Raw genomic sequence first — 16,645 nt, forward strand, 5'->3', positions numbered from 1 at the left:
CCGCGTCGCTACTTGCGGTACCGGAATCCAGTTGGTCGGCGCATTCCGGCGCTCGAGGAACGCCTCGACGCCGAGATGGTGGACGGCAGGCGTGAACGTTCAACGCGCTACGAGCGCCGAATTCCTCCTCATCTGAACGAGCAAATTGGGGCCGTATCCCGCCTGTTCGGTTTCCGCGAGAGCATTGGTTTAGGTGACTATTGTGAAGCCATGAGGGTGAAGGCAGAGATAGTTTCTGTCGCTGAACTGAAATGCGTGTCCGATCTTACCCGGACAGGAAGTTATCCAACCGCTCCGATAGGCAACCTAGGTCATTAGTCTCGCACTCCCAGATCACAAGATTCAGCCAGCCAAGTGCTCCCAGCGCCGCTTGGCTGGCCTCGTCTCGCTGGACATTGTCATCGAACTTTTTCTGCCAATACTCGGCGTGAGCCTTGGGTGTGGTTGTTCGCACGCATCCCGGATGCCGATGCCAAAAGCATCCATGCACGAAAATGACTTTTCTGAGTTGAGGAAAGACAAGATCAGGAGTACCGGGCAACGCTCGGACGTGGAGCCTATATCTGAACCCCAACTTGTGGGTCGCACGCCGCACAAGCATCTCTGGCTTGCTATCAGTCGCCTTAACCTTGGCCATCAGGCGACGGCGTTGGTCAGGTACATCCGCAAACAATTCGCGTGTCTTCATACAAGGGATGTAGTGCCTGGTGCAAATCCGAACAGACCTTCGAAAGTATCTTCGAACTCTTCGAGGGCGTCACTACTTAGACCTTCACGATCATCGTGGGATAGTTGGCTCCATTGCGGCAGAGGCGTTCTCAGCAGAAACCGCTTGTAGAAACGCATCCAGCCGTGCTTGAGAGCCGGAGCTTCAGCTTTCGCAGTTATTTCGAGGAGACCACCATTCAGGACACGTTGGAGAACGTCTACGGGCCACTCCCCTGGCCAGATTGCGTAAAGGGAATGCGCCGGGATTGCCTGCGTTCGATCTATCGTGACGAAAGGCTTATTGCATAGTTCCGGCATCAGAAGCTTCGGACCGGTTGACCACAAAGTGGGAACCGCATCGATCGTCCGCCAATATTGGTCTTTCTCTCTAAACTGACTTCTTTTACTGAGCGCTTCCCGTCGCCTGTTGACCCAGGCCATGAAGCGGGGCCACTCTGCGGGATCAATCAGAACGCCCCGACGATCATAAGGCACGACTACCCGTAACCGGGCGGTATCGACAGTTGAACCGACCAGGTCCTTTCGCTCGAGGAAGGGGCGAACAAGTTCATCCTCCACTTCGGCGATGTCATCGGGATCAAGTATGAATGTCCGCCCAGCACCGAGCGCTGGACCAACACGAACAGTGCAGCCGGCCTCATGGAGGCTTCCATGCCGCGCGAGGAGCTCACGCTGCATTGCCTGGGCTTTTTCTCTCTTGTTTAACGACAGGTGATGAACTGGTCTGCCGCCTGGCGTCAGCAAGACGATCGCGCTGTAAGCGCCCACCGTTTTCACGAATGGATCGGATGGGCGCTCGTCGGCCACCGTGATGGTCCAGCCTCGCGATTTTGTGTCTTGAAGAAAGGAATCTCCGTACTGCGCAAACATCCATCTATCGCTGGTCAACGCCGCGATGGAACCGCCATCGCTCGCCCATTCTTGCATTCTATTCAGGAATGCCACCGACAGATCACCGCGCGTGCTCGCGGTCGGCAGGGTTTCGCGATAGAGACCTGCTAGGATTGCAGGAAGGTTCTTCCAGCGAACGTAAGGCGGATTTGCCGCAACGTGCGTAGCGCGCCCAGGTTTCTCCAACAGAAAATCTCGTTCGCCCACCCACTCTAAGACCAGTTGATCGGCGAGCTGCGGAGAAATGCTTTCCTCGATCAGCAATATCCGAAGTAGCCGTCGTACGGTCGCCGCGGCTCCCGGATGGAGTTCGAAACTCCTGACGCGCGGTTCGAGATCGACCAAGGAAGGCGTTCGACCGTGAGAGCGGAACGAATGGAGAAGGCGGCGAACCCCTTCCAAGAGGATAGAGCCTTCCCCGGCACATGGCTCAAGGAGAACCGCTTGCGAAAGATCCGCGTGCGCAGTCCAGCCGATCAAGTCGAGCAAGCGTGCCGCGGTCGGGCTCGACGTGTATATCGCGCAACGATCGTGCAATTGCTCTATCGCTGCGTGCAGTTCCATTCATTCGTCCTCTGGCAATTTCCGTTGAGTGCTTATAACAATACCGCTCACAGAAGGCAGTTAGAAAACCACTGATATAGTCGAGGCTTGAACAAATGATGAGCGTCAAACGGCCACGCCTTTTGCCTCGGCACATTCTCTCCAAATGACAGGTTTCAGCGTCGATACCAAGCTCTTCCAAGAGCTCGGCGAATTGTTAGTCGCCAAAGAGAGCACAGCTCTCATCGAGTTGATCAAGAATGCCTATGACGCCGATGCAACGTTGGTGACGGTGACGGGGGTCAATCTTGCAGATACGGCCAGCGGCAGCATTGTCGTATCCGACGACGGAGTAGGAATGGACAGCGGCGAATTCCGGCGCGGCTTTCTCACCATCGCGGGCCGCACCAAGAATTCTGGCGACCGGCGGTCTCCGGTGTTTGGTCGTCGCTACACCGGCGAAAAGGGGGTGGGACGTCTCGCCTCTCACAAACTTGGGACAGTCGTAGAGGTTCAATCGCGCAAAGCCGGGCCGGCACCCAGAGGCGCGATCGCTCTCCCGCCGGCGATATCGGAGGTGGTCGCTCGTATAAACTGGGGTGCGATCGAGGCGTTGGAGACACTGGATCAGATCGACGGGACCGGCGCGGTTCACGTCGATGAACGCGCGAAACCATCTAAGCCGGGTAGCGGTACGACATTGACAATCGCACCGCTGCGAACGGCATGGTCCAATCGTATACGCTCAAACTTCCTGCGCGAGGCCGCTACGCTCGCACCCTTGGCAGCCACTTGGAAGAAGCTCCCTGATGACGTCATGGGCGAGCGGTTACTGTTCGAGACTCTGCCGATCCGAGATCAACAGACAGGCGATCCCGGTTTTGAAGTCGTCTTCGGAGGAGATCTAAGCCTTGGCGATAGCCTCCTGCCAGATGTAGCTGCGGCAGCGAGTTGGATCGCTGAACTGTCTTTCGATCGAGAAACAGGAATACTCCAAATCGCGTTAGCACCGACGGAAGCAGAGCGTCGCAAATACCCCGGCGCAGAGGGATTTCGGCTGAAGAAGAAATTTGCTCCAAAGTCGGGTCCATCTTTCACTGGAAGAATACTGCAACGTTCTGGCGCATCTTGGGAAGCTGAGGTTCAAGGCATTCGCGTATTTATGGAGGGCTTTCGCGTATCGCCCTACGGCGATCTTCGCGACGACTGGCTGGGCCTAGAACGCAACTATCTTTCTCGAGCGAAACGTCAGTTGACAAGTCTGGCAGCCTTAAGTGCAGATCAAATCCCTCCAGGCCTAGAGAACGAAGAACTCGTGATCCAAGGCAACAATGCCTACATGGGCGGCATTTTCCTCCACAGGTCGACCAGCCCAGGTCTTGAGATGGTTGTCAGCCGCGAAGGCTTCCTGCCGGGTGAAGCGTTCGACTTTATCACCGAATGGACTCGCGTGACGACCGATCTAATTGTCCGGTTAAGGTCCGTCTCCCGCAGAGAGGTGAAGGAGATCCGAAATGAGCAACGCGCGGTTCAGCGCAACGCCGGCATCCGCTCGGATGTCAATGAAACGCCGACGGCGCTGCGAGTCCGAGAAAACGCGCTGCAAGTCGAGCGGAGTTTTGCCAATATTCAGAAGGCTGTCGAACGCAACGATTTTGTGACGGCGACGCGTGAGGCCAAAGAGCTACAGCCGAATCTTTCCGAGATTCGCGAGATGGCCGATCAGTTCGGTAGCGAGGCCGTACAGTGGCGCGTGCTGGCGTCATTGGGCGCGGAGCTCGCTGCTTTTGTTCACGAGATCAATGCTGTTGGCCTTCAGATATCTGCATTGGCTCGCGAGCTTGAGGATGCCCTAACGATCGACGATCTTGCGCGCACCCGAACGGCGATCCGCAAGGCCAGACAAAGAGCTTTGGACCTCGCCGATCGGATTCGGCGCAATGCCACCTATCTTGTCGATGCGACGAGCTTCGAGGGACGCCGTCGGCGCGCGCGGCTATCACTGCGCGACAGGTTCGAAACCGTTAGACTGTTCTTCGAGTCCAGGATTGAACAAAAGAACATCACGCTCGTCGATAACATTCCGACCGATATTCGAACTCCGCCGATGTTCCCATCCGAGCTGTCCGGAATATTTACCAACCTGCTGTCGAATGCGGTCAAGTTCAGCGATGTCGGCGGACGTATCGAAGTCTCGGCACGTGAGCACGGCGGTTTCTGCGAGGTTCAGGTTTCCAACACAGGCGCAGCCGTCGATCTATCCCGAGCACGGCGTCTCTTCGATGCGTTTCAGTCGACCACCGAGCGACCTGACGCCATCTTGGGTCAAGGTATGGGCATGGGGCTGACGATCACCCGCGCTTTCGTTCAGGAGTACGGTGGCGAAATTGATTTCATCGCGCCGCCAAGCGGTTTTGCAACCGCGATACGCTTTAGAATTCCGATGAGGTAATATTGCATGACCATTGTGTATATCGACGATTCACCTTCGGACTTCATGTCGCAGGCTGATGGCGACGCAGCCGCGATAACGTCATTCACTTTCCAAGATAACGATTCGAACGAAGAGGCCTTCACCGCTGCCCGTACCGCGAATGTGTGGCTCTTCGACTTCTTTTTGGTGGCCGATCCGCACGACGAGAACGGCCTTAGCCTCTTTCAGAAGTGGAGGGCCACGATCGGCGGCCGTCCAACGACCGTGGTGGTAAGTAGCGACGTCGAAAAAGCGGTCGGAGAGCCTCTCGGACCGATAGAACGCCATCACGTCATTGCGCAAAAGCATGGTGTCGAATGGATCGGCGACAAAACGAAGAATACGCTGAATCGGGTGATAGAGCTGTCAAATGCGGCTGACTTCATCGCGAGGAACCTAGACCTCAAGCCCATCGAAGGTCGGCCACTCGGAACTTACGATTCCGAGCAGTTGTGCCTCAAGGTTCTCGGCGTACCCAAAGACGCCGACTGGGCGAATAGCGCCATGAGGCAGATCGACCGCGCCCGTCCACCGAGAGAGGTATCGACCTCCTCCGGCCCCGCTACCGCTCACTCAATCATCGGGTGGCTTCTCGCACACGTGCTTCCCTATCCTTCATTTCTGTTGACTGATGCGCAAGCGGCGCTCCGGCTAAAAATACAGCCAGCGACTTTTCGCTCGATCGTGGCGGAATACGAAGGCAAGGAAGCTGGTGCAGCTCAGCGTGGGACAATTGAGACTTGCAGATACTTGGGACCGCTAAAGGATTTCCTCGGCCGGCGATGGTGGCGAGCCGCGATCGACGATCTTGCCTGGCATCTATCTCAAGACCCTGATGGCTATCACGCAGCGCTAGGCAAGCTTGCTACCAAGACATCCATCGACTGGCTTGAGCATTCCGAGCCAGTCCTCATTTCCAACTCGTACTTGGTGGAAACGGATGAAATAGCCGAGGCGCAAGACTGCGTCCGCGTGACCGACGAAGACTTTCCTGCGAACGTCGACGCGGCGTGGATACTCATAAGTTCCGCTCGAGAAGATCGCCAGCTAATGGCAAAGGTAATCTATGAAGATCGAGATGTGTTGAGTTTCGGCGAATGAAGATAAATTTGCGAAATTACGGCACGGAGCTTGCTCATTGGCTACGCGCGTTCGAACCGTTCGTCGAGCCCGCATCACAACCGGCGCTATCTCGGCTAAAATTGGTGCTGGAAGACGGCCGTGATAACCTCCGTGAGAAGTTCGACTGGAGCCTCAAATATCCAATTATCACAAAAATCGCGAACTCTTACGATAGACGAAATAACAACGCCCATGAGGTTCGAGTCGGCTGGCAGTTCGAATCTGTATTCGAGCGAGGTGAGCACTCACGGAAAAAGTTTATATGGACCGTAGGTAAGATGGTCACGCATATTCGAGTGTATGACGCCGCGAACAATGAAGTCCTCTTGCATTTCCACGTCGACATGAAGAACTCGGAGCAACTTGGTCCCCATGTCCACCTACAGCTCTCCGAAGACTACATGGAAAAGAGAGTGGGCCTGCAGATAGCAGTACCTCGATTTCCCTTTGCAACAATCTTGCCAACAGATTGTCTCGACTTCGTTCTGTCCGAATTTTTTCCGATCGAATGGCCGAGGTCTCAGTCAGACGCCCAAGGTTTGGCGACGTTGCAGCGTGCTCAACGTGACAGGTTAAGAGAGATGGCCGAAGCAGTCGCCAGACTTTGGGATAAGCCATCGAGGCAAACTCCGGTTTCCGCGACCCAAGACTACCACATGCCCGATTTGCAGATAGCCTGATGCGCATCGCTAGTCTCTTTAGTGGAGCGGGCGGTTTCGAACTGGGTTTCGCTCGATCCCACAACACTATAGTCCTGAACGATATCGCATCAAATGCGCGCGATGTTTTGCGCCATCGCTTTCCAGAAGTTGCGCTGATAGAAGACGTCCGAAGCATCCACGCAGACGTAGTCGATGCTGCCGACGTGATCGTCGCGGGTTTCCCATGCCAAGACGTCTCCATCGTCGGCGGGCAACGTGGCTTGGCGGGTACGCGGTCCGCTTTGGTCGAACATGTCTTCCGTCTTGCGGCTGCCACACGTCCGTCGCATATAATTTTGGAGAATGTACAGTCGATCCGCTTCGTTCACGGCGGACGAGTTCTTCTGTACCTCATGCACGCTGCGGAACAACTCGGCTACTCTTGGGCATATCGCACGTTGGACAGCAGAGCCTTCGGGCTACCTCAGCGACGTCGACGCTTTTACTTCATTGCATCACGGGATTCTGATCCGGGCGAAGCGCTCCTTTCGGATGCCGGCATCCCTCTGCCTGCGAACTCGCTAGACCAATCGTTGCCGGTTGGCTTCTATTGGACGGAAGGCAGAAGCGGCCACGGTTTGACCGCCGACGCGATACCGCCGTTGAAGACCGGCTCGTCAATCGGGATACCGTCGCCGCCCGCCGTCTTGTTTCCAGATGGGGGCGTAAAAGTTCCGACAATCGAGACGGCTGAAAGATTTCAGGGGTTTCCAGAGGGCTGGACGGAAGCTGCACCGCCGCGCCTTCGGTGGGGACTGGTAGGCAACGCGGTGAGTGTCCCGGTCGTCCGATGGATTTCTGATCGGATGAATTCTCCCGCAGCTTGGGACCGCAAGCTTTCTTCGCCCATGCCGGACCGGGCGATGTGGCCGTTGGCAGCTTGGGGAGATGGGCGGGGCCTACGTCTTGCCGTCAACGTCCAAGAAGCGCCCAGCTCTCTCGAACTGGGGCGAATATCCCATGGCAATTACTCGTGGACCGATTTGTCAGATCGCGCCCTTTCGGGCTTTGTGAATAGGGCCCGCGAAAGCCGATTGCGCTATCCTGAAGGTTTCTTGGAGCGCCTTGAAGCGAGACTACGGTAGTTGCCTGACGGGTGCTTTCCGAGATTGATCAACAAATCTTGGTTGGCTGAAAAGAGGGCGCCTTTCGGTCCGACTGCACGAGCCCACGGTCCGCGGTTAAGGAAACCCAGCCTACCGAGGTTCAATCTTGCAATCTCACCCACGACTTGTCCCAAACGGTCACTGACTTCCTTGAGCGAGATCGCTCAAGCGGTGCGAAGCGACGCTGATACTTCGTATGCGGCGTCTCCGCCCCATTGATTTTGCGGTTGCAACGGCGATGTCGATCGCTTGCGGAAGGTCCTGTGAGCTCATCGGGGAGTCCCGGACGAGCTCATTGTGAGGCGCTGCGTTGCGCATAGGCCCAGGGCATGAGGGCCTCGATGTCTTTGGCGAGGTGGCCGTTGGCGAGGCTGATGAAGAGATCGCGCAAATAGGCATAGGGCTCGACACCAATCATCTTGCATGTGCCGATCAGGCTGGCGAAACGGGCCCAATTACGGCCGCCTTCATCGTGCCCGGCAAATAGCGCATTGCGGCGGTTCATGGCGGGGCTTCTGATCGCGTTTTCGACGAGGTTGGAGTCGATGTCGACGCAGCCGTCGTCCAGGAACAGTCGGAAGCCGTCTTGACGTCTCAGCATATAGGCCATGGCTTCGCCGAGGTCGGACTTGCGCGAGACGCGTTTGGCCTGAGCTGCCAACCAGGTGAAGAACTCGTCCACCAGCGGACGGGACAGGTTCTGGCGGACAGCCCGGCGATGATCGGGATCGCAACCGCGGATGCTATCCTCGATCTTGTAGAGGGCGGCGATGCCCAACAGCGCCTCGTCGACGATGGGCGACCCCTTCTTGGGTTTGGCCTTAATCAGCTTTCTGCGACCATGCGCCCAGCAGAAGGCCAGCTTCAACGGGTCCCCGCCCGTGCGGTCTGGCGTAGCCAGGTGCGAGTAGCCACCGTAGGCATCGACTTGGATCGTGCCGTTGAAGCCGTCGAGGATTTCTGCTGCATATTCGCCTTTACGCCCCGGTCGATAATGGAACACTACGCCCGGTGGCGCAGATCCGTTCCAGCCGCGGTCGTCGCGCAGCACGGCCCAGAGATAACCGGTCTTCGTCTTGCCTCGCCCGGGATCCAGCACCGGAGCCGTGGTCTCGTCGACATAGAGCCGCGCGCTTTCCGACATCAGCCGTTTGGCCATGTGGTCGACCACCGGCGCGACCGCAGCACCTGTCCGACCCATCCAATCTGCCAGGACCGTGCGGTCGATCGGCACTCCGTGTCGGGCCATGACCGCGGCCTGCCGGTTCAGCGGCATATGTTCGGAATGCTTGGACACGGCGATCTGCGCCAACAGGGCCTCGGTCGGCCAGCTGCCCTCCAGCAAATGCGCCGGCGCTCTGGCCTGAACGACGCCCGTGCGCCCCTTGGGGCAAGCGTATTTCGGGCGGACCGTGACAATCACCTGATAGCGTGCCGGAATTTGATCGAGCCGTTCCGTCCGATCTTCGCCGATCCGAACCATGTTGCCGCAACCACAGGGACAGACAATGCTGTCGGGCTCGATCACCCGCTCGACCCGCGGCAGGCTCTGGGGCAGTGCGCGTGGCCTCCGCTCCTTGCGAGGAACAGCCTTTGCGGGATCAACGGCGCTGGCCGCGATCTTTTCCTCGACGAAGGCGATCTGGGCCTGCGTTTCGGCAATCGCCGTCTCCAGGTCCTCCAGCGCCAGTTCCATCTGCGTCGGATCAAGCTTTTCCGATTTCGGCCCGAACTTCGTGCGCCGATAGTCCTGAACCTGGCTCTCCAACCTCTCGATCAGCTGCTTCAGCTCGCTGATGAAGGCGTCCTTTTCGGCCACCACCGCCTGCTCATGCTGGCGTGCCGCACGCTCGACCGAAAGCTCGAACTGCACTGCCGCAAAGGCATTCAATACCTCGGGAGGGAGGTCCGGGAACTGGCTGAGATCGATCGGCTTCGACATGTGTCTTCATAGCAAAGCGAAGCAGAAAAGCCCAATAAAACAATGCCAAAATTAAGCTGGTGAGTCATCCTGCCGCAGCCGGGGGCACCACTCGCCGCGCCATCACGCGTCGCCAGTCAAGCCCTTCGAACAAGGCTTCAAACTGTCCCCGCGACAGCCGCATCGTTCCATCCTGCACCTTGGGCCAGGCGAAGCTGCCCTGTTCCAAGACTTTGTAGGTCAGCACCATTCCGGTGCCATCCCATACCAGGATTTTCAGACGATCCCCGCGCTTCGACCGGAAGATCACCGTCACCCCGGAATGCGGATCAAGCTTTAACTCGGTCTGCACCATCAAGGCCAACGCCTGATGGCCACAGCGGAAGTCCACCGGCCGCGTCGCGATCAGGATCGGCAAGCGTTGGCCCGCGACGATCATGCCGGCGCTCGCATCGCACGCACCAAGGCCGCCACCCGATCAACCGGTACATCGCCGGGAACCCGCATCACGAGGTCTGCCCCTATTTCTACCGTCACGATCTGCGAAGCGGCCGCGACCGGCTCCGGGGTCGGCAAAGCATCACAAGTCATGTTCGGCTCCGTCGTAATCGCCAGTGGCACGAAGGCAGGTTCGATAGATCCGTCCGCAAAGGCCGGCATGACCGGCAGCAGCTCAGCAGGCAGCGCCAGAAGACCCTGACGCGCCTGTCGTCGCCAGCTCGAAAGCTGATGTGCAACGAGATCATAACGACGCGCTACGTCAGCGACCCGGGTTCCAGGCTGAAGGCTCTCCGCAACAATCCGCGCTTTCACAGCATTGGGCCAGCGTCGGTTTCCCCGACGAGGCTCCACCACTTCGCATCGTCCGACAAATCCTTCACCATCCGCCATGCCAAATCTCCAGCTCTTGCCGAAAACATTCTGGCAGAAAGGCAGAAACCTCAATGGTCACAAACACGCAAAATCAATGGGGTGGAGGCGGCGCATACGATACTTCTGGCCCTCATACTCCACAATCTCCTTACTGCGTGCGTTTGGGAACATCCGGTCAAGCGCGCTTTCAATCTGCTCGTGCTCACTTGTCGGAATAGCGCCGTCCGCCTTGAGCGCGAATTCGATCTCGCGAATTCTCGCTCGCGCGGACTTTATATCAGCCTGATATTTGTCGGGATTGTTGCCGGTGTAGTCGTCAAAGCGCTTGTTCCAGACAGCGAGTTCGGCTTTCGCCGTTTCTAAGTCCGCGAGCGTGTAGTTGGCCATGCGACAGTTTCTTTGAGGACGCGCTGCATCTAAGGTGATGGTATTCACTACCAAAAAATGCAGCTTTTCACCGATCCTCGGGAAGCAGCAAGGTCAAAGATGCATTTTCGTTACGTCCCCTTACGGATCTGGTCGAGACCCGCGTAACGACCGAAATGAGGGGCAAAGCCGCCGTTCGAAGATGCGACCTTCGATGTCCGCTTCGGCCGACACCGGAAATTCCAGTCCGTATCCACGAGCGACCTCCACGGGTTCGATTTCCCTGTTCTCAGGGAAACACAGCGACCAAAAAGGCAAAAAAACTTTCAGGTGCTCGGCCATTTTGGCGGGCCCTTAAGGGCTCCACCCCTCCTTGATCGACTGCGCGATGTCGTCGACAAAAATGCGCGTCTTGCTTGGCACGAGCCGGCCGGGTGGCATAACTGCGTAGACGCCTCCCTCGGCTTTGCCGGCCCAGCCAGGTAGTACCTCTACGAGCCTGCCGTCGCGCATGGCTGGACCGGCCAGCCAGTCTGCCGTGCGGAGAACCCCGGCGCCTTCGATCGCTGCCAGCAGCAGCACCTCGGAGTTATCCGCGATAAGCGGACCGGTTGGCCGCACGGTTTGACGCAAGCCATCCTTTTTCAGGGGCCAGTCTGGCCAGGAAAAGTAGCTCGTGAAACCGAGACAGGCATGGTTCGCCAATTCAGCCGGACTTCCCGGTTCACCATGCCTGGTCAGATAGCCAGGAGAGGCCACGAGGACATTCCTGTAAGAGGCGATCTTGCGAGCGGTTAGCGCACTGTCCTTAAGGACACCGACCCGGATCGCGACGTCGAAGCCTTCCGCGACCAAGTCGACATACCGGTCGGTCAACCGCGCATCGACGCGAATCTGGGAATTGCGCGCGAGAAATCCCGGGAGGAGAGGCGCGATCCACAGGCGTCCGAAGGTTAGGGGCAGCGAGATCCTGAGCAGCCCGCGAGGGCTCGCGCCAAAGTCGCTCGCCTCTCGATTGGCCTCCTCCAGCTGCTCCAGCAGCGACTGTACGCGACGCTGGTAGCCGATTCCGATCTCCGTCAGCGCAACGCGGCGCGTCGTGCGCGAAAGAAGGCGGACCCCTAGGCGTTCTTCCAACTGGCTGACACGGCGGGACAGGACCGACGCATCGCGTCCGAGCAGATTGGCCGCCGCTGTAAAGCTCCCTGATTGCCCCACCGCGAGGAAAGCGACCAGTTCGTCGAGGCCGCCAGTAAATTCTTGCAAATTTTGCATGAGTGAAATTCAGAGTGCCCAGATTATTCGGCTTTCATCATGCATTATCTCTCGGCCTCCGCAACAGGTAGAGGTACTGAATAATGAGCATTTTTCTCAGCATCGGCTCCGGGCCGGGTATGGGTCTCGCCACCGCCGAACGCTTCGCGCGTGAGGGATTTCGGATCGTCCTGAGCGCCCGGAACGCCGACAGGTCGCAAGCGCTGGCACAGCAACTCCGGGACAAAGGCCACAACGTCGACGTGAAGACGTTGGATGCTGGCGACCCGGACGCGATCGCCGCCCTCGTTGCTGAAGTTGAAGACCAGTACGGCCCCATCGACGTGCTGCACTACAACGCCGCTTCCATGCGCCAGGCCTCCCTATCCGACCAGCCGCGCTCGACGTTCAACAGCGACCTCGCCGTCAATGTCGGAGGAGCGCTCGCCGCAGCGCAGGCGGTCGCTGAGCCCATGTCGCGCCGCGGCGCCGGCACCATTCTTCTGACTGGGGGTGGCTTTGCGCTCTCGCCTCATCCCGACTATCTCTCGCTCAGCATTGGCAAGGCCGGTATACGCGCTCTAGCGCAAGGGCTGTTCGAGAGCTTCAAGGAGAAGGGCATCCATGTGGCTACGGTGACGGTTGCCACCCTCGTATCGGCCGGGTCCAAGGAAGCAGAAGCCGTCGGAGAACAGTTCTGGCAGCTCCATAGCCAACCCAAGGAAGCCTGGAGCGCAGAGGAGCAGTATAAGGCGTGATCGCAGCCGCGAAGAAGCGCCAGTAGGAGGGCCGGGGCGGTTCATCCGCCTCGGCCTTTATATCATTCGGCAGCAGCGAGTAAGGTTCTTCGCCGTCAGATATGATATGGGCCCTCAGATCGCCTCGTAGTCGCTGGAGAGAATTTCAGGTAGCACCCGTGCTTTCTTCGCCGCCGGCAGTGGCCTGCGGTGCGGTATCAAAACGAGTTCAGCGGTTCGGGCAACCCAGCCGGTATAGGGCGCTCGGCCTCTGCCGGTGATTTGTGAGGTCCCCGCTCTCCGACGCCTTCGGACCGATCGGAGCGCAATGATGCACATCCGCCCGTTCGGCCTCTCTATGAACGTCGGAAACACGTGTTCCTGTCGTCGGGATTATCCCAGTTTTCGAAAGAATTGGTAATTTATTTGAATTTGAATAACCAATCCTTTCCGCTACTCAAGTGCAAGATGCAGTGGGTAGAGTTATGGATGCAATGGACAATCGGGCGAGACTTGCTTTTGGGAATTCAGCTCTCGGGAGCAGGCAGTCCGCACTCAACGGTTCGTCGGTTTTGGTTGCGGCCCCGTTCTGCGGCATCAGCCTCGCCAACTTCCGCCAGACTGTGAAGAACGTTCCACGTCCCTCTAAAATTGCCGCCGACGGTCTCGCGCCCCAGTCGGTTCAGTTCGCCTGAGGAGGCCGCAATGCCGGTCTATTCGCTTGGAGGACTTGTACCTAGACTGCCAATCGCCGGTCGCTACTGGATCGCACCGGACGCACATGTAATTGGAAATGTCCAACTGGGCGAAGCGGTAAGCATCTGGTTCGGTGCCGTTCTGCGTGGCGACAACGATGCCATCACGGTTGGGAACAGCACAAATGTCCAAGAGTCAGCTACTCTTCACACGGATCCTGGCTTTCCAGTAACGATCGGAGAAGGCTGCACGATCGGTCACCGTGCCATTGTCCATGGCTGCACGATCGGGAGCAATTCGCTTGTCGGTATGGGCGCCACAGTTTTGAATGGAGCGAAAATCGGCGACAATTGCCTTGTCGGGGCCAACGCGCTGGTGACGGAGGGCAAGGAATTTCCTGACGGGTCGTTGATCGTCGGGTCTCCGGCACGGGCCATCCGTATTCTGCACGAAAATGCGATTGCGAGGCTAAGGCATTCGGCGGAGCGATATGTTGCGAACTGGCAGCGTTTTGTGCGCGACCTGAAGCAGATCGATTAGTGGAATACCATGGGACGTCAAAGATGCCGGCGGCCAGCCGGTCGGGACCCGACAGTGGAATAATCGCCCACTGCGACAACTTGATCCTTCCGGGTTCGAGCCTGGCCAGCGCGGCTAAGGCTTTGTCCCTCGGGGGAGAATTTTACTAGATTGAATCGGTCGAGCAGGTGTTCTCGCATTGGGGTTAACAGCCCTCGGACTTCTGGCATGACAACATCGGCATCTTGTGCAAGATTGGAAACGGCCGCTGACGATCTCAAGAAAGCCCAGGCGTTTGTTTCTTATCTAAACTAAGGGCATATCGCGGCCACCACATTCACGACAGAGCTTGTGGCGCTTGGATCCACGCCATTCACGATGGCCGGACTTAGGGGCGGCGCAGCGAGTGGCATCCTCGAGGGTTCAACGCGTTCCATTTGATACGGCCGTCGCAACAACGTAGCTTGCGCTTGCCGAGATATCGATGAGCTTGGGCTACACTCGGGGCTCGAGGCCCGTTGCGGAGCGGGAGATGGCAAGGACCGCCCCATGAGCGACGAGAAGGGCGCGACGCCGCGGAAGGATGCGGATCTGCACGTCCATTACTGCGAGCACCCGGAGTGCAAGAAATGGGGCAGCTTCGGCTATGCGATCGGAATACGCACCCAACTGGTTCTGCGCCGAGCATCGACTGGAATGGACGCCCCGGCACGCCCAGGCACGGTGCTCCGCCGAGCGGGACGGCTATGCTTTCAGCATGTCGATCAGTGCCCGCAGGCCGGCAGAAAGATGGCGGCGGCTTGGATAATAGAGGAATAGTCCATTGTCCGGGGCGCACCAATCGTCCAGACAGCGGACCAGGGCGCCGCTCTCGAGGTGTTGCATGACGCGATTGTCCCACACATAGGCAAGGCCGCATCCCTGTAGCGCCGCTTCGACCATGAGGGCCTGGTCGTCGATCGTGACAGGGCCGTCGACCTCGACATCGATTGCCTCGCCGTTCTTCTCGAACTGCCAATTGTAAATCGCTCCGCTTGGAAAACGGTAGCGGATGCAGGAGTGGTGGCGCAGATCCGCGGGTTCGAGCGGCGGAGTGCGCCCTTCAAAGTATTCCGGGGAACCGACAACCGAGAAACGCAGCGTCGGTTTGATGTGGACCGCGATCATGTCCTGCATTAGTCGTTCGCCGAAGCGGATGCCGCAGTCGTATCCCTCTTCGACAATGTCAATCAACCTGTCCGTTGCGGTGATATCGAGGTGCAGTCCGGGATTCCGCTTTGTTAGCGGGCCCATCACATCGTGAAGGACAAACGGGGCGATCGAGTTCGGGACGTTGATTCTAACCGTGCCAAACGGCGTCCCTCGGTATGAATTGAGACTGTCCAATGCTTGCTCGATTTGGCCAAAGGCCGGCTGGAGTTCTGACAGGAACCGCGCCCCCGCCTCGGTCAACGAAACGTTGCGCGTCGTGCGATTAAACAAGCGGACACCGACGCGCTCTTCCAGGCTTCGGATGGAGTGGCTAACGGCCGACGCCGCCACACCCCGTTCCACCGCAGCCTTTTTGAAGCTGCGGTGGCGCGCCACTCCAAGGAAGGTCGACAGTTCAGCCAGTTCCGCTCCGTGCATCGCGTACTCCAAATTGGTATTTTTGATTCACTATTATTGTCAGAATTCATCGCATGAGCATATCGATTGCCAATCCTTAGATAAAGAGGCGCGGCGGCTCATTGGAGAGTGCCGGAAGAACAGTTCTCCTCGGCGAGGACGGCGCATCCAATGGCGCGGGGGGAATCTGCGTTTCTACACGCTATGTTGAAGCTCTTTGCGGTTCCAGGAAGCTCAGCCGCAGCATCTCACCCCAACGAGTGCCGGTGCCTGCAGCGGCGGCCGTTAACCTCGTGCGATATAACCCGTTCCATCACCACAGCCGGCATCCGCCGCCGCTGGGTGTTGACTTTCTCTGAAATGTTCTCTATTTGTTCGACATGGAACGTTCTCTGCGAATATCCAAGACACGCTGACCGTCAACGCCGCCATAGCGGCAGGGGCCACTCGTTTCTTGGGTTCGTAGGATGTTTGACAAGCTTGCCGCTGGCTGTTCCGTTCCTGACGCCTATCGCGAAGCGTCCATCAAGTTCTTTTCTCCCCGTGCCACCGTCCGATGTTCGGGAAAGCCTGGCTTCCGTAGCCAGCTGGCCCGAGATCTGGGATGCCTTCTTGATGTCGACGACGAGGTTGTCTCCTGGTCCTGCCTCGCGCATCGCTCGGAGGTGAATGATCGGACTCAGTTCGCCGATTTCATGGTCGAGTACCACGACGGCGGCCGGCTCCTCGTGGAGGCGATTGAGGCGGATGGACACCCAGAGGTCGCCGAGGCGGCATCCTCGGTTGGCATGCGGCAGCGCTTCATTTCCAGGTCGGAAATCGAGAGCGGCTTCCGCCTAAAGAACGCGAAGGACCTGCTTCGCTACGCCCATTGCCGCACATCGCTGAACGACCGGATCCGCCTCCTGGCCGCCCTGGATGAAGCAGGGTCTCTGATTATCGCCGATATCTTGAATCTGTTCCGGGAGGTCCAGCCGTTGGCCGGAATCTCCTGGATGATCCTGCACCGATTCATCCAGGCCGATCTCGACCAGGCCATGCTCGGCCCCGAGACCATCATCCGTCGCTTCCAGCGTTGAGGTCTGACATGCGTAAACTCCCCAAAC

15 protein-coding genes are annotated in these 16,645 nt (G+C 58.2%); 7 read left to right on the plus strand and 8 right to left on the minus strand.

What is annotated here, in order from left to right:
* Positions 1 to 265 precede the first annotated feature (265 nt).
* Entirely contained in the window at positions 266 to 688 is a 423-nt protein-coding gene (locus AC1Z3V_RS10755; protein ID WP_483498747.1) for a very short patch repair endonuclease, read from the minus strand.
* On the minus strand, positions 685 to 2,184 hold the full coding sequence (locus tag AC1Z3V_RS10760) for an Eco57I restriction-modification methylase domain-containing protein (protein WP_483498749.1): 1,500 nt from the start codon (positions 2,182 to 2,184) through the stop codon (positions 685 to 687). Before AC1Z3V_RS10760 ends, AC1Z3V_RS10755 begins: the two co-directional genes overlap by 4 nt.
* Before the next feature lie 145 nt (positions 2,185 to 2,329).
* Between AC1Z3V_RS10760 and AC1Z3V_RS10765 the strand changes: the two genes are divergently transcribed.
* Genes AC1Z3V_RS10765 through AC1Z3V_RS10780 form a run of 4 tightly spaced genes read left to right on the plus strand, consistent with a single transcriptional unit; the run spans position 2,330 to position 7,544 of the window.
* The gene (locus tag AC1Z3V_RS10765) at positions 2,330 to 4,615 is read left to right on the plus strand and encodes a sensor histidine kinase (protein WP_483498751.1); all 2,286 of its coding nucleotides are present in this window, start codon (positions 2,330 to 2,332) and stop codon (positions 4,613 to 4,615) included.
* 6 nt (positions 4,616 to 4,621) lie between these two features.
* On the plus strand, positions 4,622 to 5,737 hold the full coding sequence (locus tag AC1Z3V_RS10770) for a hypothetical protein (RefSeq protein WP_483498753.1): 1,116 nt from the start codon (positions 4,622 to 4,624) through the stop codon (positions 5,735 to 5,737).
* A complete protein-coding gene (locus tag AC1Z3V_RS10775) occupies positions 5,734 to 6,438 on the plus strand; it encodes a hypothetical protein (RefSeq protein ID WP_483498755.1) in 705 nt (234 codons plus the stop codon). The genes AC1Z3V_RS10770 and AC1Z3V_RS10775 overlap by 4 nt, the downstream gene beginning before the upstream one ends.
* The gene (locus AC1Z3V_RS10780) at positions 6,438 to 7,544 is read left to right on the plus strand and encodes a DNA cytosine methyltransferase (RefSeq protein WP_483498757.1); all 1,107 of its coding nucleotides are present in this window, start codon (positions 6,438 to 6,440) and stop codon (positions 7,542 to 7,544) included. Before AC1Z3V_RS10775 ends, AC1Z3V_RS10780 begins: the two co-directional genes overlap by 1 nt.
* Positions 7,545 to 7,857: 313 nt before the next feature.
* Here the strand turns inward: AC1Z3V_RS10780 and tnpC are convergent, their stop codons facing one another.
* The 5 genes from tnpC to AC1Z3V_RS10805 all read right to left on the minus strand — a co-directional run bounded on the left by tnpC (position 7,858) and on the right by AC1Z3V_RS10805 (position 12,000).
* Positions 7,858 to 9,507, minus strand: a complete 1,650-nt coding sequence (gene tnpC, locus AC1Z3V_RS10785; RefSeq protein WP_483497905.1) for an IS66 family transposase — start codon at positions 9,505 to 9,507, stop codon at positions 7,858 to 7,860.
* 64 nt (positions 9,508 to 9,571) lie between these two features.
* Positions 9,572 to 9,925, minus strand: a complete 354-nt coding sequence (gene tnpB / locus AC1Z3V_RS10790) for an IS66 family insertion sequence element accessory protein TnpB (RefSeq protein WP_483497907.1) — start codon at positions 9,923 to 9,925, stop codon at positions 9,572 to 9,574.
* Positions 9,922 to 10,377 carry an IS66-like element accessory protein TnpA gene (gene tnpA, locus AC1Z3V_RS10795; RefSeq protein ID WP_483497908.1) on the minus strand — a complete coding sequence of 152 codons (456 nt, stop codon included), beginning with the start codon at positions 10,375 to 10,377 and terminating at the stop codon, positions 9,922 to 9,924. Before tnpA ends, tnpB begins: the two co-directional genes overlap by 4 nt.
* Before the next feature lie 57 nt (positions 10,378 to 10,434).
* Positions 10,435 to 10,746, minus strand: coding sequence for a hypothetical protein (locus tag AC1Z3V_RS10800; protein ID WP_483498759.1), 312 nt, complete (start codon positions 10,744 to 10,746; stop codon positions 10,435 to 10,437).
* Positions 10,747 to 11,079: 333 nt separating this feature from the next.
* Positions 11,080 to 12,000: a LysR family transcriptional regulator gene (locus AC1Z3V_RS10805; RefSeq protein ID WP_483498761.1), complete on the minus strand. Its 921-nt coding sequence runs from the start codon at positions 11,998 to 12,000 to the stop codon at positions 11,080 to 11,082.
* Positions 12,001 to 12,083: 83 nt separating this feature from the next.
* Between AC1Z3V_RS10805 and AC1Z3V_RS10810 the strand changes: the two genes are divergently transcribed.
* Both AC1Z3V_RS10810 and AC1Z3V_RS10815 read left to right on the plus strand, forming a co-directional pair.
* Complete coding sequence (locus tag AC1Z3V_RS10810; RefSeq protein WP_483498763.1) at positions 12,084 to 12,737, plus strand: SDR family NAD(P)-dependent oxidoreductase; 654 nt, start codon at positions 12,084 to 12,086, stop codon at positions 12,735 to 12,737.
* Positions 12,738 to 13,421: 684 nt separating this feature from the next.
* Entirely contained in the window at positions 13,422 to 13,952 is a 531-nt protein-coding gene (locus tag AC1Z3V_RS10815; protein WP_483498765.1) for a gamma carbonic anhydrase family protein, read from the plus strand.
* A 723-nt stretch (positions 13,953 to 14,675) separates the two neighbouring features.
* Here the strand turns inward: AC1Z3V_RS10815 and AC1Z3V_RS10820 are convergent.
* Positions 14,676 to 15,560 carry a LysR family transcriptional regulator gene (locus AC1Z3V_RS10820; RefSeq protein WP_483498767.1) on the minus strand — a complete coding sequence of 295 codons (885 nt, stop codon included), beginning with the start codon at positions 15,558 to 15,560 and terminating at the stop codon, positions 14,676 to 14,678.
* Between the two features lie 446 nt (positions 15,561 to 16,006).
* On the opposite strand from AC1Z3V_RS10820, the gene AC1Z3V_RS10825 reads away from it, so the two are divergent.
* A complete protein-coding gene (locus AC1Z3V_RS10825; protein ID WP_483498769.1) occupies positions 16,007 to 16,618 on the plus strand; it encodes a hypothetical protein in 612 nt (203 codons plus the stop codon).
* Positions 16,619 to 16,645: the final 27 nt, after the last annotated feature.

It is taken from the genome of Ensifer sp. 38_S197, assembly GCF_056924495.1.